The sequence below is a fragment of the Aminobacter sp. J44 genome, assembly GCF_007829415.1.
In the GTDB taxonomy this organism is placed as follows: domain Bacteria; phylum Pseudomonadota; class Alphaproteobacteria; order Rhizobiales; family Rhizobiaceae; genus Aerobium.
Window position 1 is genome coordinate 1 of sequence record NZ_VLJG01000040.1, and the last position, 24,862, is coordinate 24,862.

The 24,862-nt window shown below is 62.6% G+C and carries 23 protein-coding genes and 1 pseudogene; 7 read left to right on the top strand and 17 right to left on the bottom strand.

From position 1 onward, the window contains the following. The 6 genes from L610_RS14295 to L610_RS14320 all read right to left on the bottom strand — a co-directional run. The coding region (locus L610_RS14295) for an AMP-binding protein (protein ID WP_144705884.1) at positions 1–1,100 on the bottom strand (1,100 nt) is incomplete at its 3' end. A 122-nt stretch (positions 1,101–1,222) separates the two neighbouring features. Next, positions 1,223–1,975 carry an ABC transporter ATP-binding protein gene (locus L610_RS14300; RefSeq protein ID WP_144705886.1) on the bottom strand — a complete coding sequence of 251 codons (753 nt, stop codon included), beginning with the start codon at positions 1,973–1,975 and terminating at the stop codon, positions 1,223–1,225. After that, positions 1,975–2,742 carry an ABC transporter ATP-binding protein gene (locus tag L610_RS14305; RefSeq protein ID WP_024849715.1) on the bottom strand — a complete coding sequence of 256 codons (768 nt, stop codon included), beginning with the start codon at positions 2,740–2,742 and terminating at the stop codon, positions 1,975–1,977. The genes L610_RS14300 and L610_RS14305 overlap by 1 nt, the downstream gene beginning before the upstream one ends. A gap of 11 nt (positions 2,743–2,753) precedes the next feature. Next, complete coding sequence (locus tag L610_RS14310) at positions 2,754–3,899, bottom strand: branched-chain amino acid ABC transporter permease (RefSeq protein ID WP_144705888.1); 1,146 nt, start codon at positions 3,897–3,899, stop codon at positions 2,754–2,756. After that, positions 3,900–4,931: a branched-chain amino acid ABC transporter permease gene (locus L610_RS14315; protein ID WP_024849717.1), complete on the bottom strand. Its 1,032-nt coding sequence runs from the start codon at positions 4,929–4,931 to the stop codon at positions 3,900–3,902. It lies immediately after the preceding gene. Between the two features lie 89 nt (positions 4,932–5,020). After that, complete coding sequence (locus L610_RS14320; RefSeq protein ID WP_144705890.1) at positions 5,021–6,370, bottom strand: substrate-binding protein; 1,350 nt, start codon at positions 6,368–6,370, stop codon at positions 5,021–5,023. A gap of 149 nt (positions 6,371–6,519) precedes the next feature. On the opposite strand from L610_RS14320, the gene L610_RS14325 reads away from it, so the two are divergent. The 4 genes from L610_RS14325 to repC all read left to right on the top strand — a co-directional run bounded on the left by L610_RS14325 (position 6,520) and on the right by repC (position 12,084). Beyond that, positions 6,520–8,061, top strand: coding sequence for a helix-turn-helix domain-containing protein (locus tag L610_RS14325; protein WP_144705892.1), 1,542 nt, complete (start codon positions 6,520–6,522; stop codon positions 8,059–8,061). Between the two features lie 329 nt (positions 8,062–8,390). Beyond that, positions 8,391–9,587 carry a plasmid partitioning protein RepA gene (repA, locus tag L610_RS14330; RefSeq protein WP_034330891.1) on the top strand — a complete coding sequence of 399 codons (1,197 nt, stop codon included), beginning with the start codon at positions 8,391–8,393 and terminating at the stop codon, positions 9,585–9,587. Further along, positions 9,587–10,609: a plasmid partitioning protein RepB gene (gene repB / locus L610_RS14335; protein WP_186441501.1), complete on the top strand. Its 1,023-nt coding sequence runs from the start codon at positions 9,587–9,589 to the stop codon at positions 10,607–10,609. The genes repA and repB overlap by 1 nt, the downstream gene beginning before the upstream one ends. A 179-nt stretch (positions 10,610–10,788) precedes the next feature. Further along, a complete protein-coding gene (gene repC / locus L610_RS14340; RefSeq protein WP_144705893.1) occupies positions 10,789–12,084 on the top strand; it encodes a plasmid replication protein RepC in 1,296 nt (431 codons plus the stop codon). On the opposite strand, the gene L610_RS14345 is transcribed toward repC, so the two are convergent. The 11 genes from L610_RS14345 to L610_RS14395 all read right to left on the bottom strand — a co-directional run bounded on the left by L610_RS14345 (position 12,077) and on the right by L610_RS14395 (position 22,558). Further along, positions 12,077–12,304: a WGR domain-containing protein gene (locus L610_RS14345; protein WP_024849723.1), complete on the bottom strand. Its 228-nt coding sequence runs from the start codon at positions 12,302–12,304 to the stop codon at positions 12,077–12,079. The two genes, repC and L610_RS14345, sit on opposite strands and share 8 nt — an antisense overlap. Before the next feature lie 256 nt (positions 12,305–12,560). Further along, complete coding sequence (locus L610_RS14350; RefSeq protein ID WP_144705895.1) at positions 12,561–13,679, bottom strand: site-specific integrase; 1,119 nt, start codon at positions 13,677–13,679, stop codon at positions 12,561–12,563. A gap of 477 nt (positions 13,680–14,156) precedes the next feature. Continuing rightward, entirely contained in the window at positions 14,157–15,215 is a 1,059-nt protein-coding gene (locus L610_RS14355; protein ID WP_186441503.1) for a saccharopine dehydrogenase NADP-binding domain-containing protein, read from the bottom strand. Beyond that, the gene (locus L610_RS14360) at positions 15,212–15,973 is read right to left on the bottom strand and encodes an amino acid ABC transporter ATP-binding protein (protein ID WP_246659022.1); all 762 of its coding nucleotides are present in this window, start codon (positions 15,971–15,973) and stop codon (positions 15,212–15,214) included. Before L610_RS14360 ends, L610_RS14355 begins: the two co-directional genes overlap by 4 nt. 14 nt (positions 15,974–15,987) lie before the next feature. After that, on the bottom strand, positions 15,988–16,650 hold the full coding sequence (locus L610_RS14365; protein ID WP_144705901.1) for an amino acid ABC transporter permease: 663 nt from the start codon (positions 16,648–16,650) through the stop codon (positions 15,988–15,990). Between the two features lie 160 nt (positions 16,651–16,810). Continuing rightward, the gene (dapA, locus tag L610_RS14370) at positions 16,811–17,728 is read right to left on the bottom strand and encodes a 4-hydroxy-tetrahydrodipicolinate synthase (protein WP_144705903.1); all 918 of its coding nucleotides are present in this window, start codon (positions 17,726–17,728) and stop codon (positions 16,811–16,813) included. Positions 17,729–17,732: 4 nt separating this feature from the next. Continuing rightward, complete coding sequence (locus L610_RS14375) at positions 17,733–18,425, bottom strand: dihydrodipicolinate reductase C-terminal domain-containing protein (protein WP_144705905.1); 693 nt, start codon at positions 18,423–18,425, stop codon at positions 17,733–17,735. Between the two features lie 9 nt (positions 18,426–18,434). Next, positions 18,435–19,832 carry an aldehyde dehydrogenase gene (locus tag L610_RS14380; protein WP_144705907.1) on the bottom strand — a complete coding sequence of 466 codons (1,398 nt, stop codon included), beginning with the start codon at positions 19,830–19,832 and terminating at the stop codon, positions 18,435–18,437. Beyond that, positions 19,829–21,175, bottom strand: coding sequence for an FAD-dependent oxidoreductase (locus L610_RS14385; RefSeq protein ID WP_144705909.1), 1,347 nt, complete (start codon positions 21,173–21,175; stop codon positions 19,829–19,831). The genes L610_RS14380 and L610_RS14385 overlap by 4 nt, the downstream gene beginning before the upstream one ends. Continuing rightward, a complete protein-coding gene (locus L610_RS14390; RefSeq protein ID WP_144705911.1) occupies positions 21,168–21,389 on the bottom strand; it encodes a 2Fe-2S iron-sulfur cluster-binding protein in 222 nt (73 codons plus the stop codon). The genes L610_RS14385 and L610_RS14390 overlap by 8 nt, the downstream gene beginning before the upstream one ends. Further along, positions 21,386–22,558, bottom strand: a complete 1,173-nt coding sequence (locus L610_RS14395; RefSeq protein ID WP_246659023.1) for an FAD-binding oxidoreductase — start codon at positions 22,556–22,558, stop codon at positions 21,386–21,388. The genes L610_RS14390 and L610_RS14395 overlap by 4 nt, the downstream gene beginning before the upstream one ends. Positions 22,559–22,714: 156 nt before the next feature. Here L610_RS14395 and L610_RS14400 point away from each other — a divergent pair, with 156 nt between their 5' ends. The 3 genes and pseudogenes from L610_RS14400 to L610_RS14410 form a co-directional block, all read left to right on the top strand. After that, positions 22,715–23,638, top strand: a complete 924-nt coding sequence (locus L610_RS14400) for a LysR family transcriptional regulator (RefSeq protein ID WP_144705913.1) — start codon at positions 22,715–22,717, stop codon at positions 23,636–23,638. A 132-nt stretch (positions 23,639–23,770) separates the two neighbouring features. Then, a complete protein-coding gene (locus L610_RS14405) occupies positions 23,771–24,595 on the top strand; it encodes a transporter substrate-binding domain-containing protein (RefSeq protein WP_144705915.1) in 825 nt (274 codons plus the stop codon). A 101-nt stretch (positions 24,596–24,696) separates the two neighbouring features. Beyond that, positions 24,697–24,862: pseudogene (locus L610_RS14410) on the top strand (IS5/IS1182 family transposase); the annotation flags it as partial.

A 24,862-nucleotide genomic window follows, 5' to 3' on the forward strand; every position in this document is an offset into this window, starting at 1 on the left:
CCCATCAGCGCGCGGATGGCTGTCGGGGCGGTGTAGAAGATGTTGACCTTGTGCTTGTCGACCACATCCCAGAAGCGGCCGGCGTCGGGATAGTTCGGCACGCCCTCGAACATCAGCGTCGTTGCCCCATTCGCGAGCGGGCCATAGACGATGTAGGAGTGGCCAGTCACCCAGCCGACATCGGCCGTGCACCAGTAGATGTCGCCGTCATGGTAGTCGAAGACGTACTGGTGCGTCATCGAGGCATAGACGAGATAGCCGCCGGTGGTGTGAAGCACCCCCTTCGGCTTGCCGGTCGAACCCGACGTATAGAGGATGAAGAGCGGGTCCTCCGCGTTCATCTTCTCGGGTTCGCAGGTTGGCTCCACCTTGCGGACTTCGTCGTGGTACCAGAGGTCGCGGCCGTTCGCCCAGCCGACCTTGCCGCCGGTGCGGCGCACGACGAGCACGTTCTTGACCATGACATGGCTTTTGGCGGCAATGTCGATTGCCTTGTCGGTGTTGTCCTTGAGCGGAATGGAGCGGCCGCCGCGCAGCCCCTCGTCGGCGGTAATGACAAAGGTCGACTCGCAGTCGACGATGCGGCCGGCCAGCGCTTCCGGCGAGAAGCCGCCGAAGACGACCGAGTGGATGGCGCCGATGCGCGCGCAGGCAAGCATCGCATAGGCTGCCTCGGGGATCATCGGCATGTAGATGGTGACGCGGTCGCCCTTCTTGACGCCGTGCGCCTTCAGGACGTTGGCGAGCCGGCAGACATGCTCGTAAAGCTCGCGATAGGTGATCTTCTTGTCGTCGTACGGATTGTCGCCTTCCCAGATGATGGCGACCTGATCGCCGCGCTTGTCGAGATGGCGGTCGATGCAGTTGTAGGAGACGTTGGTCTCGCCGTCCTCGAACCACTTGATCGAGACATTGCCCTCGAACGAGGCGTTGGAGACCTTCGTATACGGCTTGAACCAGTCGATGCGCTTGCCGTGCTCGCCCCAGAACCCGTCGGGATCCGTAATGCTCGCCTCATACCATTTGAGGTAGGTCTCGTTGTCGATCAGCGCGTCCTTCTTCCACGCAGACTGGACAGGGTGAACCACCGAACCCGACATGAATTGCGCTCCCAGTTCCGAAAATGATGATGTTGGAAGCGCATCGCCGTGCTGCTGTTGCAGCACAGCGATGCGCCCTCCCCTGCCTGACTAGGCCAGGTTCCCCGCCCTCGCCCAGGGGATCAGATTGCGAGGTACTCGTGGCGCAGCTGCGTGTTTTCGAGCACCTCCTGCGCCGTGCCGGTGAAGGCGACTTCGCCTGTGTCGAGGATGACTGCGCGATCGGCGAGCTTGAGCGCCGCGACGGCGTTCTGCTCGACGATGATGGTGGTGATGCCGAGCTTCTTGATCTCGGTAAGGATGCCTTCGATCTCGTGGACGATCACCGGCGCAAGACCCTCATAGGGTTCGTCGAGCAGCAGCAGCTTAAGGTCGCGCGCAAGGGCGCGGGCGATCGCCAGCATTTGCTGTTCGCCGCCCGAAAGCGTCGTCCCCTCCTGCTTGCGGCGCTCGGCAAGACGCGGGAAGTGGCCGTAGATGCGGTCGAGTTCCCAGCCCTTTCCGGGAGCCACCTGCGACAGGATCAGGTTTTCCTCCACGGTAAGGCCCTGAATGATGCGCCGGTCTTCCGGTACGAGCTGGATGCCGGCCCGAGCGGCCTCGAACGACTTCATCTTGTGGATCGGCTGTCCGTCGAGCCAGATCTCGCCGCGATGAAGTTCCGGGTCGTCGAGGCGTGCAATGGCGCGCAGCGTCGAGGTCTTGCCGGCACCATTTCGGCCGAGCAGCGCGAGGATTTCGCCGTGGTTGATCTCGAGGCTGACGCCCTGGACGATGTAGCTTTCCCCGTAATAGGCGTGGATGTCCCTGACGGAGAAGAAGGCGCGTTCCGGCGAAGCGGATGCGGGCGCGGTATCGACTGCAAGTGCGCTCATCAGTGCGCTCCTCCGAGATAGGCTTCCTGAACACGCGGGTCGCCACGGACTTCTTCCGGCAGGCCCTCCGCGATGATGCGGCCGCCCGCGAGCACGCTGATCTTGTCGGCGAGCGAGAACACGACGTGCATGTCGTGTTCGATGATGATCTTGGTCATGCCGCGCGCCTTGATCTTCTTCAGGAGCTCGATGGTTGTGTTGGTGTCGTGGCGACTCATGCCGGCGGTCGGTTCGTCGAGCAGCAGCAGGCGCGGCTTCTGGATCAGGCACATGGCGAGCTCCAGCCGGCGCTTGTCGCCGCGCGACAGGGCACCGGCGTGGACTTCGCGCCGGCTGATCAGGCCGACGTCTTCCAGCATGGCTTCCGCCTCCTCGCGGATCTCATGCTCGTTGTCGACCTGGCGGAACATGTTGATCTTGAAGGCGCCGTCGCGGCGGGCGAAGGCCGGCGTCATCACGTTCTGCAGCACCGAGAGGTCGGAGAAGATCTCCGGCGTCTGGAAGACGCGGGCGACACCCAGCTGGTTGATCTCGTGGGGCTTCTTGCCGGTCAGGATGGTGCCGTCGAAGATGACGGCACCGCTGGTCGGCGGCAGGCGGCCGATGATCACGTTGAGCAGGGTGGACTTGCCTGCACCGTTCGGGCCGATGATCGCATGCGTCTTGCCTTCCTCGACCTGCAGGTCGATGTCAGCCAGGGCATGCAGGCCCCCGAAGCGCTTGTGAACGTCGGCGACGTGGAGAACGACGTTGTTTTGAGGATGCATGATATCGTCTCCTATTCAGCCGGCGCGGTTGCGACGCGCGCTTCGGCCTTGTTTCCATTGGCGCGGCGGTTGAAGGAGGCAGCGATGCGGCGTACGCCTTCCATGACGCCACCCGGCAGGAACATCACGATCAGCACGAAGATCAGGCCGAGCGAGAGGTGCCAGCCTTCGCCGACGAACTTCGACGAAATCGTCACCATGACTTCGCGGACGCCGTCCGGCAGGAAGCTGTAGAAGTTGTTGAGGACGTTGGCGTTGAACGACGAGAAGATGTTCTCGAAGTACTTGATCATCATCGCGCCAATGACAGGCCCGACCAGCGTGCCGACACCGCCGAGGATGGTCATCAGCACGATCTCGCCGGAAGCGGTCCAGCGCATGCGCTCTGCACCGGCGAGCGGGTCGGTAACGACCAGCAGCGCACCCGCGAGACCCGCCAGCATGCCAGAGATGACGAACGCTGTCAGCGTGTAGGGGCGCGTGTTGAAGCCCGTGTAGTTCATGCGGTTTTGGTTCGACTTGATGCCCTTGAGCATCATGCCGAAGGGCGAGTTGTTGATCCGCATTGCCAGGAAGAACGTGGCGATCATGAACAGGGCGGTGAAATAGAAGCCGTTCCAGCCGGACAGCGACATGCCGAATATGGAAGGCACTGGGGCGCCGGGGGAAGCCTCGAAAAACAGCCGGTCCAGGACGCGCGGATCCTGCAGGGTCATGCGCAGGCCGGTCTCACCGTTTGTGATCGGGGTGAGCACCGAATAGGCGAGGTTGTAGCTCATCTGCGCGAAAGCGAGCGTCAGGATCGAGAAGTAGATGCCTGAACGGCGCAGGGACACGTAGCCGATAGCCAGGGCGAATAGCCCCGCGATGATGACTGCGAAGATGAGCGCGGGGAGCGCATTGATCGACAGCAGCTTGAACGACCACATCGCCGCATAGGAGCCGACGCCGAAGAAGGCCGCATGGCCGAAAGAGAGGTAGCCGGTCAGGCCGAACAGGATGTTGAAGCCGACGGCGAAGATTCCGTAGATCATGAAGCGCTGCAGTAGGTCCGGATAGGCTGCGCCGAAGGGCGCAGCCAGGAACGGCAGCAGCAGCACGACGATCGTGAAGCCGGCGAACAGAATGAAGTCTTTTCTGGACATGAAGCTGGTCATTTAGGCCTCCATGACGCCGCGGCGGCCCATCAGTCCGCGAGGACGCACGAGCAGGATGACGACGGCAACGAGGTAGATGATGATCTGGTCGATGCCCGGGATGATCGCCTTCACCTGTGTCATCGACGCAAAGGACTGCAGGATGCCGAGCAGGAAGCCTGCCGCGATGGCGCCCGGCAGCGAGCCCATGCCGCCGACCACGACCACCACGAAGGAGATGACGAGGAAATCCATGCCGAGCGTGTAGTTCGGCGGAAGCAGCGGCGTGTACATGACGCCGGCCATGCCTGCGACGATCGCCGCAATGCCGAACATGATGGTGAAGCGCCGATCGATGTTGATGCCGAGGATGCCGACCGTCTCGCGGTCAGCCATGCCGGCACGCACGACCATGCCGAAGGTGGTGAACTGCAGGAAGGCGAACACAGCACCGATCACCGCAGTTGCGAAAAGGAAGTATACGAGGCGCCACCATGGATAGGTGATCACGCCGGCCCGCATGCCGAGCCAGGAGCCGATGTCGGCTGCGCCGCGCAGAGTGTCGGGCATCGGCTGTGGATGCGGGTTGGGGCCGAAGAACGCCTTGACCAGTTCACCCAGCACGATGGCGAGGCCGAAGGTGACGAGGATCTGCTCGGCGTGCGGCCGCTTATAGAAATGCTTGATGATGCCGCGTTCCATGGCAATGCCCACGAAGAGCATCACGGGAATGCAGACGAGAAGAGATACGGGAACCGAATAGTTGACGAGCCAGGCGCCGAAGTCCCCGAACCATGCCTGGACCAGCGGTTCGCGAACCTCGACCGGCTGGCCCCATGGCGACAGCTTTGTCGGGTCGACCGTGACCGTTTCCAGCGTCAGGAAATAGCGGAAGGCCACGGCGCAGAACGCACCAAGCATGAACAGGGCACCGTGGGCGAAGTTCACGACCCCCAGCGTGCCGAAGACGAGCGTCAGGCCAAGGGCGATCAGCGCGTAGGCGCTGCCCTTGTCCAGCCCATTAAGAAACTGCAGAAAGATGACTTCAAACATGGCCGGCCTCCCGGTACTGCCCTTCCCTTGCGAGTGAACCTCGCCCCGCCGCGCGGAGGCGGCGAGGCGAAGGATTCAGTCGTCGCTCATCAGGAGCACGTCGGTACCGGTTCGGCGTCGCCGAGTTCGCCGCCGAAGATCGATGGATCATAGGTGGTGACGTCGCGGCCGACTTCCTGCACCACATCGAGCACGTCGAACTGACTGGTCGGGTTTTCGTTACCGCGCACGACGAGAACCGACTTCATGCACTGGTGGTCTTCAGCGCGATAAAGCGTCTTGCCGTTGCCCATGCCGTCGAACTCGAAGCCTTCCAGCGCCTTGATGACTTCCGGCGGATAGAAGGTGCCAGCCCGCTCGCACGCATCGGCGTAGAGCAGCGCCTGAACGTAGGCGGTGTGAGCGGCCTGAGACGGCGGCGAGCCATATGCAGCGCCGAACGACTTGGTGAAGGCCTGCGAGCCTTCGTCCTGCAGGTTCCAGTGCCAGTTGGAGGTGCCGAAGATGCCCTTGATGCTTTCGCCCGCGCCCTTAGCCATCAGTTCGGAGAACAGCGGGACGACGACCTCGAACTGCTTGCCGTTGGCCTGGCGGTCGCGCATGCCGAACTGGACGGCCTGGGTCAGCGAGTTGACCATGTCGTTGCCGTAGTGGTTCAGGATCAGCACGTCAGCGCCCGAGTTGAGAACCGGGGTGAGGTACTGCGAGTAGTCGGCGGCGCCGAGCGGCGTGCGGACCGTGGCGACCGTCTCCCAGCCGAGCGCTTCGGTGGCGGCCTTGATCGACTCTTCCTGCGTCCAGCCCCAGGTATAGTCGGCGGTCAGGTGGTAGGCGCGGCGGTCGCTGCCATAGGCTTCCTTCAGCACCGGCGCGATAGCGATACCGGACTGATAGGCGTTGAAGAAGTGGCGGAAGCCATAGCGGCGCTTGTCCTTGCCGGTGGTATCGTTCGAGTGGGTCAGGCCGGCCATGAAGATGACGCCGAGCTCCTGGCAGAGCGACTGCACGGCGATAGCTTCGCCCGAGGACGAACCGCCGGTGATCATGATGGCGCCGTCGCGCTCGATCATGCGGGTTGCGCCGGCACGGGCCACGTCGGAAAGGGTCTGCGAGTCGGACGTGACGAACTGGACCTTCTTGCCGAGGACGCCGTTACCCTTTAGCGCCGAAGGCTTCAGCACGTTGAGCAGGCCACCATCGCCCTCGCCGTTAAGATGCTTGATCGCGAGTTCGTAGGCCTTGAGCTCGTCCGCGCCCTCTTCCGCATAGGTGCCGGTGAGCGGCAGGTTGAGGCCGATCGTAACGGTGCTGCCGGTCGGGTTGTTGCAGAAGTCCTGCGCCCAGGCACCCTTGCTGAAGAAGTAGGGGGTCGACAGTGCGGCGATGCCCGCACCGGTTCCTTTAAGTACAGTACGCCTGCTGGTAATGAATTTTGCCATTGTGTCTCCTCCACGCGAGCCAACATCTCCCACTCGCGTGCAAAATTCTGACACAATTTGTCATCCGCACAACAATCATTTGACTTGACCCAATATTCTTGTCAACGATTGCAACGTTTTTAGTTCAATCGTGTAAAGATGATTGACTGATGGTAGCGGTCAGAACCCCGGTCGGAACGCGGATCAGGCGCAAGAGAATGTCGGCGGGGCTCTCCCAGGCGGCCCTCGCGAGTGCGCTTGGTATCTCGCCGAGCTACCTGAACCTCATCGAGAACAACAAGCGGGCCATCGGCGGCAGTCTGCTCCTGCGGATCGGCGAGCAACTAGGCGTCGATATGGCTTACCTCTCCGATGAGAGCGAGGCGCAATCGATCGCGACCATCAACGAGTTGATGTTCAACCCGGTGATGCAGGGCATCGAGGTTTCGCAAAACGACATCCGCGAGGTTGTCAGCCGCTTCCCGGAGTTCGCCACCGCGTTGACCAGGTTTTACCGCGCTTATGTGGACGCGGCCGCGAATATCGAGGCGTTGCAGCATCGTCTCAAGTCCGACCCGTTCCTGTCGTCGCTCTTGCACGAGATCCTCAATCGTGTAGCGGGCATCAAGTCATCGGCCGAGATCGTTGCGACGACGTCAGACCTCACGGCGGAGGAGCAGCGCCGTTTCGCCGCCACAATCAATAAGGAGGCGCGCGACCTCGTCCCTACCCTGCAGAGCCTGATCGGTTACTTCGAAACATCATCGAGCCTGCTCAGCAAGCCGGTGTCGCCGATGAATGAGATCGACGAGGCGATCATCGAAGCCGAGAATTATTTTCCGGCGCTCGAGGAGGTCGCGGACGAACTGGCGAAGGTCCTGCCTCCGGAACGGCCGTTGCAGGAGAGCCGCCTGGTTGAGCTGATGGCGACGCGCTTTGGTATCGATTGCCGGCTAAGTGCGGACGGCCGCGAAGCGCTTGCGCCGGGATTTGACTCCGCACGCATCATGCTGTTGCCCGAAGCCGCCTCCCCTGCCACGCGCATTTTTCGCATGCTCCGCCGCTATGCGACCCGGGCAGCCGGTGACGCGATCGACAACTCGGTTTCGTCGCTGACGCTTGTGTCTGACGAAGCCCGCCAGATCGCGAGACGTGCCCTCTCCTCCTATGTAGCCGCCGCGATCATGATGCCTTACGATCGCATCCACGGTATGGCTGAAGAACGCCGTTACGATATTGAGTTGATCGGCAACCTCATCGGCGCCGACTTCGAGCAGGTCGCGCAACGGTTCGTGTCGCTGCGGCGCAAAGGGCAGGAAGGCGTGCCGTTCGGATTCCTGCGCGCCGACCGGGCCGGGCGACTGACCAAGCGTTTCACCCTCCCCGGTTTGATCCTGCCTGCTTCAGGCCATGGCTGCCTTCTATGGCCGATCTACCGCGCCTTCTCGAACAGTGAGATCGTCCGACAGGTTTCGGTATTTCCGAGCGGCTCACGCTTCCTGCAGGTCGCACGCCAGGTGAGGAAGTACACTGGCAGCTTCGAGAGGCTTTCGCCGGTTTATGCAATCATGCTGTCGTGCGACGTATTCCACGCTGACCGGACAGTTTATGGCAGGGCGCTCGATGCTGCGGAGGAGAATGTCGAGGCTGGGCCTTCGTGCCTGCTCTGCCCTCGCCTCGAGTGTGCCCATCGCAATGATGCGGCTGCATGAGTATCCGTTCAAGTTGACGAAAATGATGTGAGTTGACTGCAGTCAACTCAGACTGCTGACAAAGTTCCGCGAGCCTTCAAATCAGGCTTGTTGATTCCGATCCGTTCTCACTTTGAATCTGAGACGTTCCGTGAATCTCGGGCTCCGGAAAGGTGCGTCGAGGGTTTGTCAACAAACTGAGTTGACTGCAGTCAACTGCTGTTTCCGGCTGGCGCGCGTTAAGATTCTGTTAACCTTAAACTCCTTGCTCCGAATCGAGAATCGTAGCTAGATGCGGTTGTGCGCCTCAGGTCGCGTAGAAACCGCATGTGCGAGATTTTCCGGTGAATATGCAAGCAAGGATAAAAAGGGAAATCGAAGACGTCGACCTGTTGGTCACTCAACAGGCGAACGAGCTTTCAGCGATGCTGCACGAGCATCGCATGGAAATGTTCCCGCCGGATGCTCGCAAGACGCTGCGCTCATTCTCGCTGGCCGAGGTGGCGAACTATCTCGGCGTCACTCCGGGTTACCTGAAGAACCTGTCGCTGGAAGGCAAGGGGCCACAGCCGGCCGTTACGCCTTCCGGGCGCCGCTCCTACACCGCCGAGCAGATGCTCGAGATGCGGCACTACCTCGACAAGAATGCGCGTACCGCAAAATACGTGCCGCACCGGCGCGAGGGCGAACATCTCCAGATCATCTCTGTCGTCAACTTCAAGGGCGGCAGCGCCAAGACGACAACGGCCGCGCACCTTGCGCAGCATCTTTCGCTTGAGGGCTATCGCGTCCTCGTCATCGATCTCGATCCGCAGGCGTCCTTGTCGGCTCTTCATGGTTTCCAGCCGGAGATCGACCGCAATGAATCGCTTTACGAGGCGCTGCGCTATGACGACCAGCGCAAGTCGCTGCGCGAGCTGGTGCGGCCGACCAATTTTCCAGGCCTGCACATCGTTCCCGCGAATCTTGAACTGCAGGAATACGAGTATGACACGCCGCTCGCCCTGTCGCGCGACGATGGCTCGATGGGCCGGATCTTCTTCGGCCGCCTCGACGATGCGCTGGCCGACGTTGCCGACGACTACGACGTCGTCATCATCGACTGCCCGCCGCAGCTCGGCTACCTGACCCTGACTGCCCTCTCCTCCTCGACGGGCGTCCTCATCACCGTGCATCCGCAGATGCTCGATGTGATGTCGATGTGCCAGTTCCTGATGATGATGGGCGAGGTGATGGGCACGCTGAAGCGCGCCGGGGCCAACATGCAGCTCGACTGGCTGCGCTACCTCGTCACGCGCTACGAGCCGACCGACGGACCACAGAGCCAGATGGTCGCTTTCATGCGCGCGATCTTCAAGAAGCATGTCCTCGTAAACGAGATGCTGAAGAGCACTGCAATCTCGGACGCCGGCATCACCAAGCAGACGCTGTACGAGATCGACCGTTCGCAGTTCACCCGGTCGACCTATGACCGTGCGATGGAGTCGCTGCACCTGGTCAACCGGGAGATCGTCGAGCTGATCCAGAAAGCGTGGGGTCGTCGCTGATGTCCAGGAAGAACCTCCTCCTGTCCCTCACCGAGCGTAAGTTGACTGCAGTCAACTTGCCGACCGAGCAGTCGGCCGAGAGCACGCTGACGCCTGCCATGGAGCGGAATCGTAATCGCGGTGCGTTCGGTGCGATCACGCGTTCGATCGATGAGCTCGCCGAGAAGGCGCAAGCGGTGAAGGAGTTCGAGGCAAAGCTGCTGGAAGGCGCGACTGTCGTCGAGCTCGATCCCGAGCAGATTGACGTCTCCTTTGTTGCCGACCGCATCGAGGAAGATGAAGCCGCGTTCGAGGAACTCGTTGCCGCAATCCGGGAGAGGGGGCAGGACAGTCCAGTCCTGGTGCGCCCGCACCCTGAACGACCCGACCGCTACATGACGGTGTTCGGCCATCGCCGCGTGCGAGCCGCGAGAGCGCTGGGGCGGAAAGTCCGTGCGGTCATCAAGTTGCTGGACGACCGCGAGCATGTCATTGCCCAGGGGCAGGAAAACAGTGCCCGTGCTGACCTGTCCTTCATCGAGAAGGCTATGTTCGCCGCCCGCCTTGAGGCGAGGGGGTACGAACGCGAAGTGATTATGTCGGCGCTTTCGGTCGACAAGACGGTCGTCTCGAAGATGATTTCGGTGACCAAGGATATCCCGGACGACATCGTTTCGGCGATTGGCCCAGCGCGCAACAGCGGCCGCGACAAGTGGTACAAGGTCGCGATCAAGCTGCGCTCCGACGAGGCGCTTGAAAAGGCGAGGGGACTCATCGGCTCCCTGGACTTCCTCAGCCTCGACAGCGATGCGCGCCTAGAATTCCTCGATACGGGGCTCGACAAGGCGTCCGCGCCGAAGCGCAAGGAGACCGCGAAGGCGCTGGTCTGGCGCCCGAGCGACGGCAAGGTCGCGGTGGCTACGAAGGCCGGTCGTGCCAGTTACACACTCGAACTTACGGACAAGGAGGCCAAGCCCTTCGGGACATGGCTCGCCGGCAACCTGGAAAGCCTCTACGAGGCATTCCGCAAGGCGAATTCATAAGGTGAAGACGGAGTAGGAACCGCAAAAGAAAAAGGCCCCCGAAACACGTTCCGGAAGCCCTTCTCATAGTGTGGTAGCTAGAGAATCGCATTTCCCGGAATCAGCGTCAAGAGTCTTTGAGGCTCGATCGCGTCGTTTTGGCGAGCAGGTTTCTTTTGCCTGAGGAAAGGTGAAGGAAAATGCAGACGCATAACGTGACGTCGCCCTTTGGGCGGCGAACGATGACGCTTGCCATGATCGCAAGGCAGGCGGCAGCACGCCAGATCCCGGCAACCGCCAGGGCAAATAAGTGGAAGGTGTTCCAGCACATCCGTGAGGCGCGCGACCTTATCGGCGCCACGGACCGGGCACTTGCAATCCTCAACGCGTTACTGTCGTTCCATCCGGAAACCGAGCTCTCTGGCTCGGACGAACTGATCGTGTGGCCGTCCAACGAGCAGCTAATGGCACGTGCCAACGGAATGCCGGCAACGACCCTGCGCCGGCATCTTGCAGTCCTCGTAGAATGCGGTCTCATCATCCGCCGCGACAGTCCGAACGGCAAGCGCTTTGCGCGCAAGAGCGATGAAGGCAAGATCGAGCAAGCCTACGGCTTCGACCTGTCGCCGATCGTGGCCCGGGCCGCTGAGTTCGAGGACATGGCCGACACCGTGCGTGAGGAGCGCAAAGCGCTGCGTGTTGCGCGCGAGAAGGTGACGCTGCTTCGCCGAGACATCGTCAAAATGATCGAGACTGCGATCGAGGAGAAGGTGCCAGGCAACTGGGGCCGGGTCACGCTTGCTTACCAGGAGATCATTTCGCGCCTGCCACGCCTTGCCAGCCTTGAAATCCTGGCCGAAGTGACTGACGAACTGCACCAGCTCTGGAGCAATATCCGCGAGGCATTGGAATCATTTGCAAATTCGCAGATTCCGGACGTCAATGAGTCCCATTCTGGCGCGCACATACAGAATTCAAATCCAGACTCCATTCCTGAATCTGAAAACGGCTCACGAAAACGAACAGAAGCGGCACCTGCCGAGGAAGCCGGCAACGTCCGCATGCTGCCAGTACGCGAAATGCCGCTGTCGCTGGTTCTGGACGCCTGCCCGGCGATGCGGGAGTTTGCCGAGGCAAGCCTGAGCGGCGGCACGATCCGGCAATGGCGCGACTTCCTGGCCGCAGCGGAACTGGTGCGGCCGATGCTGGGGGTGAGCCCAAGCGCATGGCGGGCTGCCTGCCACACCATGGGCGAGCAGCAGGCGGCTATCACGCTTGCCGCGATATACCAACGCTCCGGGCAGATCGCCAATCCGGGCGGATATCTGCGCAACCTCACCGAGAGGGCAGGGGAGGGGAAGTTCTCAACCTGGCCGATGATCATGGCGCTGCTGAGGGCGAGGATGGATGCCGGCGGTACGTCAGGCGCCGTGCGCTCGCTTGAACTGCGGCCATCGGCCCCGGGGGGAAAGGATGGGCCACCGCGCCTCAGATAAGCCGGTAGCCGTGCCGTTGCCGGTTGCTGCGGTGATGCTGCAGGGCGCGAAAGGCTGAAGGGGTGTCCGGATGCAGTTCGATGATCTGGCGGCCACGGGTGCCGATGCGGCCCCAGCGACGGACGAGGGCAACGTCGCCGAAAAGCGTCGGCTCGAGCGAAAGCGTGTAAAAGCGGTAGGCGTTCTTGGCGGGATCGATACGGTGCATCAGGAGCGTCATGCCAGAAGTCTGGCGGCATGGACTCTACCCGTCCAACGCAAGTTTTGAATCGATCGGAGGGCGTCGATTCATCGCGTTGATTGGTTATCGTCTCGGAGAAGGCGGACCGTGAGAAGACCGGGTTCGTCCGGCCTTGCGGGAACTGCGATCCGAAGGTCGGGCGCGGTGGATGGGCGCGACACTGTGGGGTCATGCAGGGACCACGAGCTGCGCGTTCCTGCTCAGCAAGAAAAGACCTCCCAACGTAGGGGAGGGGCTACAGCCCAGCCGCCTTGGTGAGGTTGACGCGAAAACGGTCGCGGCGGCGCTGATACTTGCGGGTCATCTCCGCCGAAGCGTGGCCGAGTTGCTTTTGCACATAGCGCTCGTCGACTTCGGCCGAGGAGGCAAGGCCTGCGCGGAGCGAATGGCCGGCGAAAAGATAGCCCCGTTCGCCTTCGGCCACATCTCCACGCAGCCCGGCTGCGAGCGCTGCACGCTTGACGAGACGGGCAACCGCCTGGTCGTTGAGCCGGTCAGGGCCGACCTTCTTGCCATTGCCGATTACCCGCCGAAACACCGGCCCATGCGCGATGCGGGCGAAGTCCAGCCACGTCTTCAACGCCACTACCGGGCAGGTCTGGTCGGACGAGCCGCGGCCGATCTCCACCTCCCTCCAGCCGGTCTTGCCGCGAAGCGTCAGGAGCACGCCTTTGTTCTCGAAAAACTCGATCCAGCCGCGCCCGTCCTCGGTCTGGTCACGGCCGACGTCGAGGCCGGTGATTTCCGAGCGACGTAGGGCACCGGCAAATCCGATCAGCAGCATCGCCCGGTCGCGCAGGCCACGCAGCGTCCCGCGATCGAGCGTCTCGAGCATCGCCAGCAGATCTTCTGGCATAATTGGCTCCTTCTGGCGCGGAGGCTTACCGTGGCGATTGCGGATGCCGGCCATGACGGTGGCAATGTGCCGGTCCTTGCGATCAAGAGTGAGACCGCGCTGCGCATAGTTCCAGCCGAGCGATGATAGCCGCCGCTCAATCGTTGAGACGGAATTCGGCTTGCGATCGCCGGTGACGGTTCCCGAGGCGCACGCGGTAATGTAGAGGCCAACGGTATGTGGACTGGGTGGAAACGGTTCGATTCCCTGGCGGCGGCACCAGCTGGTGAAATGCTTCCAGTCGGAGGCATAGGCGCGGCGAGTATTCACCGAACTCGCCGCCTCGACGTACGACCGCGCTTTTTCTGTCAGCTCTTCAAATTGCCGGGAAGGAAGCCTCGAACTGTCCATGGGCTTGGTAGGGGAGGGGAGGGCGCCCTCATGCGCATCCCGGCCCATCTCCCCGACGACATCAACGATGTCGGCAAGATCTTCGTCAGAACGGTCTGTGTCGGTCATCCCTAAGCTCCCACGCTCCACAACACCGATTTCGCCGGCGAATCAGCGCTTTGCTGTGCCTAAAGGAGGGAATCAGAATAGGGATGATAAGGCAACATTATCGTGCATGATGGCCGTTTAAGTTGTTTGGCGTTTTTGTTGTCTATATATGCATGTAAGCGCACTAATGTAGTCGGCGCGTTCTGCTCTTAAAATCCGACAAAGCAGCGTCTGATGTGAACGATACTCGCTAGCGGTGACAGAGACAGCGGCGATCAGATCTATGCAGCACCGTGGCTGGGAGAATAGCGGCCAAGTGCTAACCACGCCAACCGACATCACCGTAGTCCAACCGTTCAACATGACCATCGGCGGGACAACGCTCACACATCCGCAACGAACGCGAGTGCGCCGCGGGGGGATACTGAAGTAGCAGTTGGTCTGCGCTGGTTTTCCCGTCCGAACCGCCAACTGTGCACGCGCGAGGGACTCTCGATCTTACCCTTCCACGGACCTGATCCCGATCTTCGTGGCGAACTGGCTGTTGAGGAACAACTTCAGACCATCAGGAGAGGTCGAAGGGGAGGGGACCGAGCCCGAGGCGAGGGTTTCGATCAGCCAGGCCGCGTGAGCGGCGGAGCCGGCGGCAAGGGCGCTGCCAAATTCGTCGCTGGCGTTGATCTGGATAGTGATTTCGCGCGTGGTGCCATCATCGCGGTTCGCGCAGGCGTGCATGAGGACGACGTCGTCCTCATCGCTGGCAAGGCCGTTCTGCAGCAGCGAAGCCAGCATGTCGCGGCGCTGGCGAAGCCTGAGGTCATCAAGCAGGAACTGCATGTAGTCGAGATGGCCGGGGTATCGGATCGTCCGGCAGACGAGCGTGCGGATGTTACCGCCCGCAAGTCGCGCCATCGGCGCAACAACGCCGGAGGTGCAGAACGCCTCGTAGGCGTTGCCGTCGATCTCGAGCTGCTTAAGGCAGGTAAGCGGGTCCAGCGTCACCAGGTCGAAGTCGATGATCGCCTCGCAGGGGCGGGTATATTCGGTAAAGAGGCCGTCAAAGTTCCAGATGATCGAATAACCGAGCCGGTTGGTACGCCGCGCTGGAATCGCGCCGACCGAAAGGGCGATGTCGACCGGACCTGAGGCCTGTGCGGCCAGCGTTTGGACGACGAGGTCTGCGAGGCCAGGAGAGATGCCGCAGCCGCGCACGATGTTAACGCTTGCTGGCGCGGGCTCGTCGGCCGGTGGCATGGAAAAGTCGAGATAGCGGCAGCCTGCCTCGATGGCCGCCGCTTCGACGCGCCGGACGATCCGGTCCGGTACGGCGGCGACAACCACATCGGCGCCGGCGATGAAGCTGGAGAGCTGAATGGGGCTGGTCGCGTCTAGATGGTGGGCAACAAGGCGATGTTCTGTCGCTCGCGCCAGGGCTTCCTCGGTACAGTCGCCGACCCGCACATGATAAGTGCCGGCAGAGACCAGCATGCGCGCCAGGGCCAGTCCGACCTGTCCCGCTCCGACGATGGCAACGGTGCTCTGCGAAGGCGCTATCAATGGTTGAACCTCGAGACGAAGGCAGCGAGACGTTCGTTCGACGGATTGCGGATGATCTCGTTGGCCGAGCCTTCGGCGGCGATCGTGCCGCAATCAAGAAAGAGGACGCGGTCGGAAACGTCTGCCGCAAAGGCCATCTCATGCGTGACGATCGCCATGGTCATGCCTTCGTCAGCGAGGCGGCGGATGACGGTCAGCACCTCACCAACGAGCTCGGGATCGAGCGCGCTCGTCACCTCATCAAGGAGGAGGACATCCGGCTTCATCGCCAGTGCGCGGGCGATCGCGACGCGCTGCTTCTGGCCGCCAGAAAGGTGGTTCGGGTAGGCGGCATGCTTGTCCTGCAGGCCGACCTGGGCCAGCAGTTCACGTGCCTCAGCCTCGGCCTGCTCCTTCGGCGTCTTGCAGACGACGATCGGGCCTTCGGTAACGTTTTCCAGCACTGTCTTGTGCGGGAACAGGTTGAAGTGCTGGAACACCATCCCGACGTTGCGACGTAGCGTGCCGATGCCGATCTTGTCGCCGGTGTCCCTGAATTTGCGGCCTATTTCGCGCCCGCGGAAGCGGATGGTGCCGCCGCTCGGCTGTTCCATCATGTTGAGGCAGCGGATCAGCGTCGACTTGCCAGATCCCGAAGGGCCGATCAGGGCAACGACTTCGCCGCGCTTGAGGTTGAGGTCGACGCCCTTGAGGACTTCCAGAGCGCCGTAGGACTTGCGCAGGCCAGAGGCTTCGATGATTGCTTCATTGTTGGTCATGGGTTCGCCCATCCTCAGTCACTTACCCGCAGGCGCCGTTCCAGCCAGTCCGCAGCCTGGGTCAGCGGGAACAGGACAACAATGTAAAGCACGGCCATCACCGTGTAGGATTCCAGCGGCCGGTAGGTCTGGCCGTTGACGACCGCAGCCATGTAGGCGAGGTCCGCCACAGAAATCACCGAGATCAGCGAGGTGTTCTTGAACTGGATCACCGACTGGTTGATGAAGGAAGGCAGCATCCGCTTGAAGGCTTGTGGCATGATGATGCGCGTCGAGGCCTGCCACGGGCTCATGCCGATCGCTGCCGCTGCCTCGCGTTGTCCCTTGTCGATCGAAAGAATGCCGCCGCGGAAGATTTCAGCGTAGAACGCGCCGACATAGAGCGAGAGCGTCAGCATCGCCGCGACACGGTTGTCGATGTCGATGCCGACCAGCAGCGGAAAGGCGTAGTAGAACCAGAGCAGCTGCACCAGCAACGGGGTGCAGCGGAAGATCTCTTGGTAGAAGCGCGCGGCGTAGTGGAAAATCTTCCAGCTGGACAGGCGCGCGGCGCAGGTAATGAGGCCGATGAACACGCCGAAGACGATCGAGCCGATCGTATAGAGGACCGTCAGGCCCAAGCCCCACATGAACAGGTCCCAGTACTGCCAGACGACGTCGAACTTCCACACATACATCAGGACAGTCCTCCCGCAGCTCGGGCTCCACGTCGCTCGTGCATCGATTTGTCCCCTCTTGTCTTTAGCGCTACCGGCTTGATTGGTGCGTCGGCACTGCTGCTTACTGTCATCTTCCGATTGCACCCTGCCAGCGGCAATATCAGGCTTGGGCGGCTACTTATCGGATTTCTTGGAAGAACGGGTTCTGCTGGAACCGAGAAATTACTCCTGAGAGATAGTCGAGGTTATCTGGCTCAAGCTCGGTAAGAGGCGCGCGCAGCTGCGGCGAGGCGAGGCCGGCCATTGCCAGCGCCGCCTTTACAGGTGCGGGGTTCGATTCCACGAACAGCGCCTCGGCGAGCTCCGAGAGCTCGTCATGCAGGCGAAGGGCAAGGTCGCGATCGCCCCGCTGCCAGGCGCGGACCATCGCAACGGTCTCTTTCGGGGCGATGTTCGATACGACGCTGGTAACGCCAATGGCGCCGGCGGCGAGGAAGGGCAGGGTCAGTGCATCGTCGCCGCTGTGGATCGGAAAATCGGCGCCGCAGGCGCGGCGGATGGCGGTGACGCGGGCGACCGATCCGCCCGCTTCCTTGATCGCCACCACGTTTGGGCAGGTCTCGCGAAGAATGGCGCAGGTCTCCGGCGCAATCTCGACGCCGCAGCGACCCGGCACGCTGTAGAGCATGACCGGAAGGCCGGTCGAGTTGCAGACCCATCGGTAGTGCTCGATCAGGCCCTTCTGCGTCGGCTTGTTGTAGTAGGGGGTGACGATAAGCAGGCCATCGGCGCCGGCAGCTTCGGCGCGGCGGACGCGGTGGATCGTATCGCAGGTGTTGTTGGACCCTGCGCCGGCGATGATCATCGCGCGTCCTTTGGCCATCTCGACGGTGCGTCGGATGAGAACGTCCGCCTCTTCGGCGGTGAGTGTGGCGGCCTCGCCGGTGGTCCCCACGGGCACGAGCCCGGCGACGCCTGCCTCAAGCTGGCGCTCGACCAGCCGGTCGAAGGCCTCGAGGTCGATCGCGCCGTCGCGGAAGGGAGTGACGAGCGCGGTGAAGACGCCACGAAAACGGTCAGTCTGAAGGGCATTCATCGTCTTAGCTTCCTGGTCTTGGCTGTTGCCGGAACATGTCGGCGGGAGAGTAGAGCCCCGGGGCGGGATTGCTGCCGACCAGCCAGTGCGCGGCGGCAAGAGCCCCATCCGCATAGGCTGACAGCGTGTTGACCCGGTGGGTCAGCGTGATCTCCACGCCGCCGACGTCGAAGTGGTACTGGGTAAGGTCGCCCGACCGGCGGTCATTTCCGCCGAGAGACAGCGCTTCGAGCGCGCCGGTGTCAGGTCGCAGCGTGAAGCTTTGCGCTTCGCTCGCCAGCGCACCGGGAAGCGCTTGAGCGATCATCGCCGCGGTGATGGTGGCCAGATGCGCGCCGGTGGCGAAGTTGTCGCTCAAGAGCAGCGGCCGGTGGCGCGCATGGCTGGTCAGCTTCCTGACTTGCGCCACCGAAAAGCCGGTCGTGCCAATGACGAACGGGATACGCTTCTTCGCGCACTGCGCTTGCAGCGCCACGGTCGCGGCGGGTGTCGAGAAGTCGATCATCACGTCGCAATGGGCGTTCATGGCGGCATCTGCAGGGCGGTACTCGATGCTGCCGGCCGAAACCGGCCGGCCGACATGCGGCGAGCGCGGGTTGACGAGGCAGGCCGCGAGTTCCAGCCCCGGCGACGACAGGATGGCGGCCACGATATGCGAGCCGACACGTCCTGCTGCTCCAACCACGCCGATGCGCATCGATCCCTCCTAGTCGATGACGACTTTGGGTTCGGACATTTCGCGTAGCGCGATGCGCACGCCCTCGCGGCCGAGCCCGCTCGACTTGCGGCCGCCGAACGGCACGTGTTCGGAGCGGAAGTCCGGACCCTCGTTGATCATTACGCCGCCGACCTGCAGCTCGCGGCTGAACTGCCGGATAAGGGCGTGGTCGTTGGTGAAGACGCCGGCCTGAAGGCCAAACTCGGAGGCGTTTACCTCACGGATAGCGTCCTCCACCTTGGAGAAGGTGCGGATGGAGATGGCCGGGCCGAAGGTCTCCGAGGCAATGACCGGGTGGTCCGGCTCGACGCGGTCGAGAACCGTTGGCGCAAACAGCGCGCCTTCGTGCGAGCCACCGGCGAGGAGCTTCGCGCCTGCTGCAACCGAGGCATCTACGCGCTCCTTCACCGCCTTCGCCGCGTCAACGTCGATGACCGGGCCCATCTGGGTCTCGTCGAGGAGTGGATTGCCGAAGCGCACAGCCTCGACCGCCGGCAGCAGCTTTTCGATAAAGCGCTCCCGAATTTTCTCGTGGAGGTAAAGCTTCTTCACCGCGGCGCAGGACTGGCCGGCGATCTCGAAGCGATGGCCGATGGTGGTGGCGACCGCCTTGTCGAGGTCGGCATCCGGCATCACGAACAGCGGATCGTTGCCGCCGAGCTCCATCAGGCAGCGGACGAGACCACTGGCGCTCTTCAGCGCGCGTCCCGCCGCCGGGCCACCGGTGAAACTCAGAAGGTCGATCGGGGCGCGGGCAAGACTAAGCGCGGCGTCCGCACCGCCATGCACCACCTGGAACAGGCCGAGTGGGAAGCCCGCCTCCTGCGCGAGGCCCGCAAGCCAGCCTGCGGTTAATGGCGCCTTCGGCGACGGCTTGGCGATGACCGCATTCCCTGCCGCAATCGCAGGCCCGAGCTTATGGCAGAGCAGGTTGAGCGGATAGTTGAACGGCGTGATCGCACCAACGACGCCGACCGGCTCGTAGGTGATCGTCGCCCGGCGATCGACACCGCCCGAGACGATGCCGCAATGCAGGACTTCGCCGTCGAGGAATGTCGCGGCATCGCCCGACAACCGCAGCGTGTTCTGCGCCCGGCGGACCTCGTTGCGCGCTTCCGTGATCGTCTTGCCGACTTCGCTGGCAAGGAGCTGCGCCAGTTCTTCGGCGCGGGCGGCAATGCGGGAGGCAAGTGCCTCAAGGAGAGCCCGCCGCTCGTGCGGCTGCGAATGGCGGAACGCGTTCTGCGCAGCCTTGGCGCGGGAAACAGCGACGGCGATCTCGTGCGCGTCGGCCGCCGCGACCTCACCGACAACGCTGTTGTCGTATGGGTTCAGGACCTCGATGGCGGAGGAGTTTTCCGGCTTGCGAATGGCGCTTGCGGTCATTTCGTCCTCGTCTTTGGTTGGGTGGTGCCGGCGTCGTTGCCGTCCCGGATCAGGGAAGAGATCTGCACCGGCCGGATCGGCCAGCGGGTTCCGGTGAGCTGCGAAGCTTCGATCGCCACGTCTCCGCCCTGCACCTGGCCGAGCAGCGCCGCGACGTTGTCGGCACAGAAGCGGCCTTGGCAGCTGCCCATGCCGAAGCGGCCATTGAGCTTGACCTCACGGGGCGACATGCCCGGATTTCGGGCGAGCATTGCCTTGAGCGTGCCGACCGTGCCGTTCTCGCACCGGCAAAGAACAGTGTCGTCGGGGAGGTCCTCAAGCGTCGGCATGCAGGCCATCCTGAACAGTTCCTTGAGCACCAGCTGCGCGCGCCGCTCGGCATCGATCCGCGCCGGAGTAGGTGATGGCTTTTCCCCGCGCAGATGCGCCAGCGCCTCATCGGCCGCCCGCGCGCCGTCCACTTCGGCAGTGACGGCACCCAGTGCCTCGCGGCAATCGCCGGCGCGGATGATGAGCGGCGCGGACTTGCGCTCGAACAGCCCGAACGAGTTCGGCCGTATGCCGTCATGCAGCGCGACATGGTCAACGATGAAGGTTTCATCACCCCGTGCGGAGGTGGTGCGAACATGCAGCCCGTCCTCTCCTCGCTCGATCGAGACGATCCGCGTGCCGCGTTTCCACGGCACGTTGTGGCGCGAAAGGGTGTTCAGGTAGTAGCGCGCTTCAATCAGCAGTCGCGGGTTGGAAAGCAGTCGTAGGCCCTGCAGCAGCTTTGCCGTCGGATTGGCGGCTTCGACGACCGCGATCGGGGCATTGCCAGCCGCCGCCAGCTGTGCACCGAGTGCCACCGTGAGCGGGCCATTGCCGGCGACGAGAATGCGGCCTTTTGGTGCCTCGCCAGTTTCCTTCAGCATTACCTGCATGCCGCCGGCGGTCCAGACATTCGGCAGCGTCCAGCCGGGGCGTGGCAGAACCCGCTCCACTGCGCCTATTGCGAAAATGATGACCCTTGCCGCCACCTGGAGCGATGCGCCGCTGATGCGGTCTTCGAGCACTGCAACGCCTTCCGAATCCAGCCCGACAAAGGTCGTCTGCGGCGTCAACGTGACGGGACTGTTTGTGATCAATACCTCCAGCCGCTCCCACTGCGCCTTCACGCTGTTCGGCAGGGCGATCGAGGTTGCGGGGTTCGCCGGCCGGCGGTGGATCGCACCACCCGGCTTGTTGCGCTGGTCGATCCAAAGAACCGAAACGTTGCCGGGGCCCAGCCGCGCGACTGCGGCAATGCCGGCAGGCCCCGCGCCGACGACCAGGACGTCGATGTTGCGGATCACGTCAGTCATTGGCGCTGCTCACAATTGCGCCGGACGTAGCGAGGGTCAGGCACGCCTCGACGCGGCGCTCGCCGCACCAGACGACACAAGACTGACAGCTGCCGATGCCGCAGAAATAGGCGAGGGGTGTTGCACCGCCCGCGCGCAGGATCGCCGCCGCCAGCGTCTCGCCTTCGTTGAACGCGATAGTCCTGCCGTCAAAGGTGAAGGTCTGCGACGTCATGCTGCAATTCTCAGGGAAGGAAACCGTGCCGGGTCGAACGCAGCAAGGTCGATTGTCGTCCGCTGGCCGAGCGCCAGCTGGCTCATCATTCGCCCGGCAAGGGGGCCGAGGCAGATGCCGTCGCCTTCAAAACCGGTGGCAAGGAGTGCATTGTCAAAGCCCGGCACCCGGCCGATTAGCGGGCGCCCGTCTTCTGTCGCGGTGCGAATGCCGGAGAAGGTGCGAAGGAGCCGAACGTTCGCAAGCTGCGGCACCATGTCGACGGCTTCGATCAGGAGCCGGCGCACCGCCTCGATGTCGGTACCGCCGATCTCGGTCTCCTCGCGGGTTCCGCCGATCAGGAACTGGCCGGTACGCAGCGGATCGATGACGAGGCCGAAGCGGCGCTGCGTCGCATCCATCTTCGTATCGGTCGAATCCTTTGAGATGAGGTAGCGACATGACATCAGCGAGCCGGGGATGCCCGCATTGAGGGAAGGCGCACGTTCGGTGACCAGCATCTGCCCCTTGCGGCCGCGCAGAACGCCATTCAGGCCAAGCAGCCGCACACTGCCGCCGCCGGCTGCGAGCACCAGAAGGTCGCAGTCCAGCTTGCCCTTGGAGGTTATGACCGCCGAAACGCTCCGCGACTGGCCGCCTACGACGAAGTCATTCACGCTACAGCCGCGCCTGACCTGCGCGCCCGATGCCGCCAGCAGGCGGTTGACGAGCTCGAAGCCGATCGCATGGCCCTCGCCCTTCACCTCCATCGCCGAGCGCACTTGCTCTGAGAGGTTGCGGATCTTTGCATGCGTTGCGTCGCGGCCCAGGTGTTCAACCGCAACGCCGCTGGCGCTCAGTGCTGCGCGGTGTTTTTCAAGTACTGCCTCCTCGGCCTCACCCTGCGCCACCATGAAGGTGCTGCGCTCCTTGAACAGGTTATCGAACAGGCCCTCATCGCGCAGCTCGCGGTAAAGTTTTACGCCCTCGACAGCAGCCTCCATCATTGGCCCCGGCTTCTTGCTGGCAACCGACACGGCTCCGTCCGCGGAGCCCGTCGCGCCTGCCGCCGGCGCCATCGCCTCGAGGATCGTGACCTTGAAGCCGGCTCTGGCGAGAAAATAGGCGGATGCCGCGCCGACGATACCCGCGCCGACGATCACCGCCCGTTGCTGGATTGTAGCTGCCACGTACGGAGCTCTCGCAAATTGAACGTGGTGCCATTCTTGAAAGCTGCCGCTTGCAAGTCGATGCAAGAACAGGGCCTTCGCTATTCGGTTTTTTTGTAGGAGGCTCGTCCCATGGGGTAGTCGCGCGACGCGAGGCTGCCATGCTATCGCTTCGCCATGGCCAAGATCAGTCTCACCCTTATTCAGACGTTCTATGAAGTCGCTTCGCACGGATCCTTTTCAGGCGCGGCGCGCGAGCTGAACCTCTCCTACCAGTCGGCCGCGAACCACGTGCGCCGGCTCGAGCAGATCCTGCGCGAAAAGCTGATCGAGTCCGAACAGGGCGCCAAGCGCATTTCGCTGACGCCGCGCGGACGCGCGCTCTACAATCTCCTCCATCCCGAACTCGACGTAATGCTCGAACGTCTGACCAAGCTGATCGAAAACCAGCGCACGGCACTTCGTATTGGGATGCCGCAGGCGATCTTCTTTCACCTCCTGCCGAAGGTGCTGAAGCGCTTTCGAGAAGAAAATCCCGACATGGAGATCACCGTCTATGAGCGCGATACGGTGCTGGCGGAGCTGGTGAAGAATGGCAGCCTCGATATCTGCATTTCCGAGCGCTACTTCGGCGATCCGGTTGTGCCGCAGAAGTTGCTTGGCACCTATCGCCTTGCCCTCGTATTTCCGAGTGAGTGGGGMCCTGCCCCAGCACCGGCGGACGTTCCCGCCTGGGCGATCGGGCGGTCCTTCATTACCCACGAGCCCGGTCAGACCTTGCGCAACCTTGCCATTGACTTCCTCAACTCGTCCGGCCAGGCGGCGCAGCCGGCGATCGCGACCTCCGGCAGTTCCTCAGTCATGCGCTGTGTGCAGGAGGGACTGGGCTTTGCCATCTTGCCGTCCTGGTGCATCAACCACGACGATGAGCGGCTCACCTGTGTCACGCTGTCGAACCTTCCGGAAGTGCGCGTCTACTTCGGCCACGCCGACTTCCTGCGCCGCAACGAAGGTGTGAAGATGCTCTATGACGTGTGCGTTGCCGAGCTCGTCGGAACCGAGCTCGACGAACCCAACGCCGAGCATGCCTTTCCGCGCTGAGACGCTAACCTACAAAAAAACCGATAAGTCGGCCCGTCACTCTAGCATTGCCGGGACACGGACCTCCGCTACGCTGCCCACAATGGCCGGGGCCAGGAGACAACAAGAAGACAGGGGCAATTGGAGGTAAGCATGGGATTCTGGAAGAAGCTCGCCGCAGGCGCGGCAATTGCACTCGGGCTGTTCGGCGGAGCCGCGAAGGCCGACACAATCGCAGAAATCAAGGAACGCGGCGTCCTGCGCATTCCGGGAATCCTCAACGAAGTGCCCTACTTCAACAAGGACCCGCGCTCGGGCGAGTGGCAGGGCTTCGTCATCGACATGGCGAAGGACATTGCCCAGATTCTCGACGTGAAACTGGAAGTCGTCGAGTCGAGCTGGGCGAACGCCATTCTCGACGTGCAGAGTGGTAAGGTTGACATGGCCTTCGCGGTGACGGCAACGCCGGCCCGCGCGTTGTCGGTCCACTTCTCTTCGCCGACCTACTTCAACTCCTTCGTCATCGTCAGCGCCAAGCCTGAGGTTCAGGGCCGCTCGTGGAGCGAGCTCAACGATCCAAAGTATACCTTCGCCGTTGACATGGGCTCGGCACAGGACCTGATCACGCAGCAGTACCTGCCGAAGGCGAACATCCTGCGCTTCAAGACGCGTGACGAGGCGATCATTGCCGCCACTACCGGCAAGGCCGACGGCCTCGTCAACACCATGCTGAACGGTCTTGCGATGACCAAGCGCGCACCGGACCTCGGCGCAGTGATGGTGCCGACGCCGGTGCTGTCGACGCCGTCAGTCATTGCGGTCAACTACGGCGCCGACGAGGTTTTTAAGAGTTTCGTCTCCGGCTGGGCCGAATACAACCGCCGCATCGGCAACAACCAGACCTGGATCGTCAAGAGCCTCGAGCCGCTTGGCGTGACTCTCGACGACATGCCGGAAGGTTTTGGCTTCGGCGGATAGAGAGCCGATAGTTCTCCTCCCAACGAAAGCCCGCCGGACACGGCGGGTTAGACTGCTGACAAACCTCTGGCTTCGGCCGGAGGTTTTTGATTCAGTGGGGCATGCTGAAGAAGCCTGCTCCCGAACAGACGGCGCTCGAGATAGTGACGCTYGAGAGCCTGGTGCCGAAGGATCACCTGCTGCGCAAGATCGACGCGGTGATCGACTTTTCCTTCATCCACGATCGTGTCGCGGGGCTCTACTGCCCCGACAACGGCCGGCCGCCGC

Excerpts from the sequence above, each read along its gene's own strand:
- L610_RS14345 (WP_024849723.1), bottom strand. The coding sequence starts at position 12,304 with ATGACGCTCCTGATGCACCGTATCGATCCCGCCAAGAACGCCTACCGC.
- L610_RS14390 (WP_144705911.1), bottom strand. The coding sequence starts at position 21,389 with ATGACGTCGCAGACCTTCACCTTTGACGGCAGGACTATCGCGTTCAAC.
- repC (WP_144705893.1), top strand. The coding sequence starts at position 10,789 with ATGCAGACGCATAACGTGACGTCGCCCTTTGGGCGGCGAACGATGACG.
- L610_RS14360 (WP_246659022.1), bottom strand. The coding sequence starts at position 15,973 with ATGACCAACAATGAAGCAATCATCGAAGCCTCTGGCCTGCGCAAGTCC.
- L610_RS14350 (WP_144705895.1), bottom strand. The coding sequence starts at position 13,679 with ATGACCGACACAGACCGTTCTGACGAAGATCTTGCCGACATCGTTGAT.
- L610_RS14405 (WP_144705915.1), top strand. The coding sequence starts at position 23,771 with ATGGGATTCTGGAAGAAGCTCGCCGCAGGCGCGGCAATTGCACTCGGG.
- L610_RS14305 (WP_024849715.1), bottom strand. The coding sequence starts at position 2,742 with ATGCATCCTCAAAACAACGTCGTTCTCCACGTCGCCGACGTTCACAAG.
- repA (WP_034330891.1), top strand. The coding sequence starts at position 8,391 with ATGCAAGCAAGGATAAAAAGGGAAATCGAAGACGTCGACCTGTTGGTC.
- L610_RS14375 (WP_144705905.1), bottom strand. The coding sequence starts at position 18,425 with ATGCGCATCGGCGTGGTTGGAGCAGCAGGACGTGTCGGCTCGCATATC.
- L610_RS14300 (WP_144705886.1), bottom strand. The coding sequence starts at position 1,975 with ATGAGCGCACTTGCAGTCGATACCGCGCCCGCATCCGCTTCGCCGGAA.
- L610_RS14320 (WP_144705890.1), bottom strand. The coding sequence starts at position 6,370 with ATGGCAAAATTCATTACCAGCAGGCGTACTGTACTTAAAGGAACCGGT.
- dapA (WP_144705903.1), bottom strand. The coding sequence starts at position 17,728 with ATGAATGCCCTTCAGACTGACCGTTTTCGTGGCGTCTTCACCGCGCTC.
- L610_RS14385 (WP_144705909.1), bottom strand. The coding sequence starts at position 21,175 with ATGACTGACGTGATCCGCAACATCGACGTCCTGGTCGTCGGCGCGGGG.
- L610_RS14380 (WP_144705907.1), bottom strand. The coding sequence starts at position 19,832 with ATGACCGCAAGCGCCATTCGCAAGCCGGAAAACTCCTCCGCCATCGAG.
- L610_RS14315 (WP_024849717.1), bottom strand. The coding sequence starts at position 4,931 with ATGTTTGAAGTCATCTTTCTGCAGTTTCTTAATGGGCTGGACAAGGGC.
- L610_RS14310 (WP_144705888.1), bottom strand. The coding sequence starts at position 3,899 with ATGACCAGCTTCATGTCCAGAAAAGACTTCATTCTGTTCGCCGGCTTC.
- repB (WP_186441501.1), top strand. The coding sequence starts at position 9,587 with ATGTCCAGGAAGAACCTCCTCCTGTCCCTCACCGAGCGTAAGTTGACT.
- L610_RS14365 (WP_144705901.1), bottom strand. The coding sequence starts at position 16,650 with ATGTATGTGTGGAAGTTCGACGTCGTCTGGCAGTACTGGGACCTGTTC.
- L610_RS14325 (WP_144705892.1), top strand. The coding sequence starts at position 6,520 with ATGGTAGCGGTCAGAACCCCGGTCGGAACGCGGATCAGGCGCAAGAGA.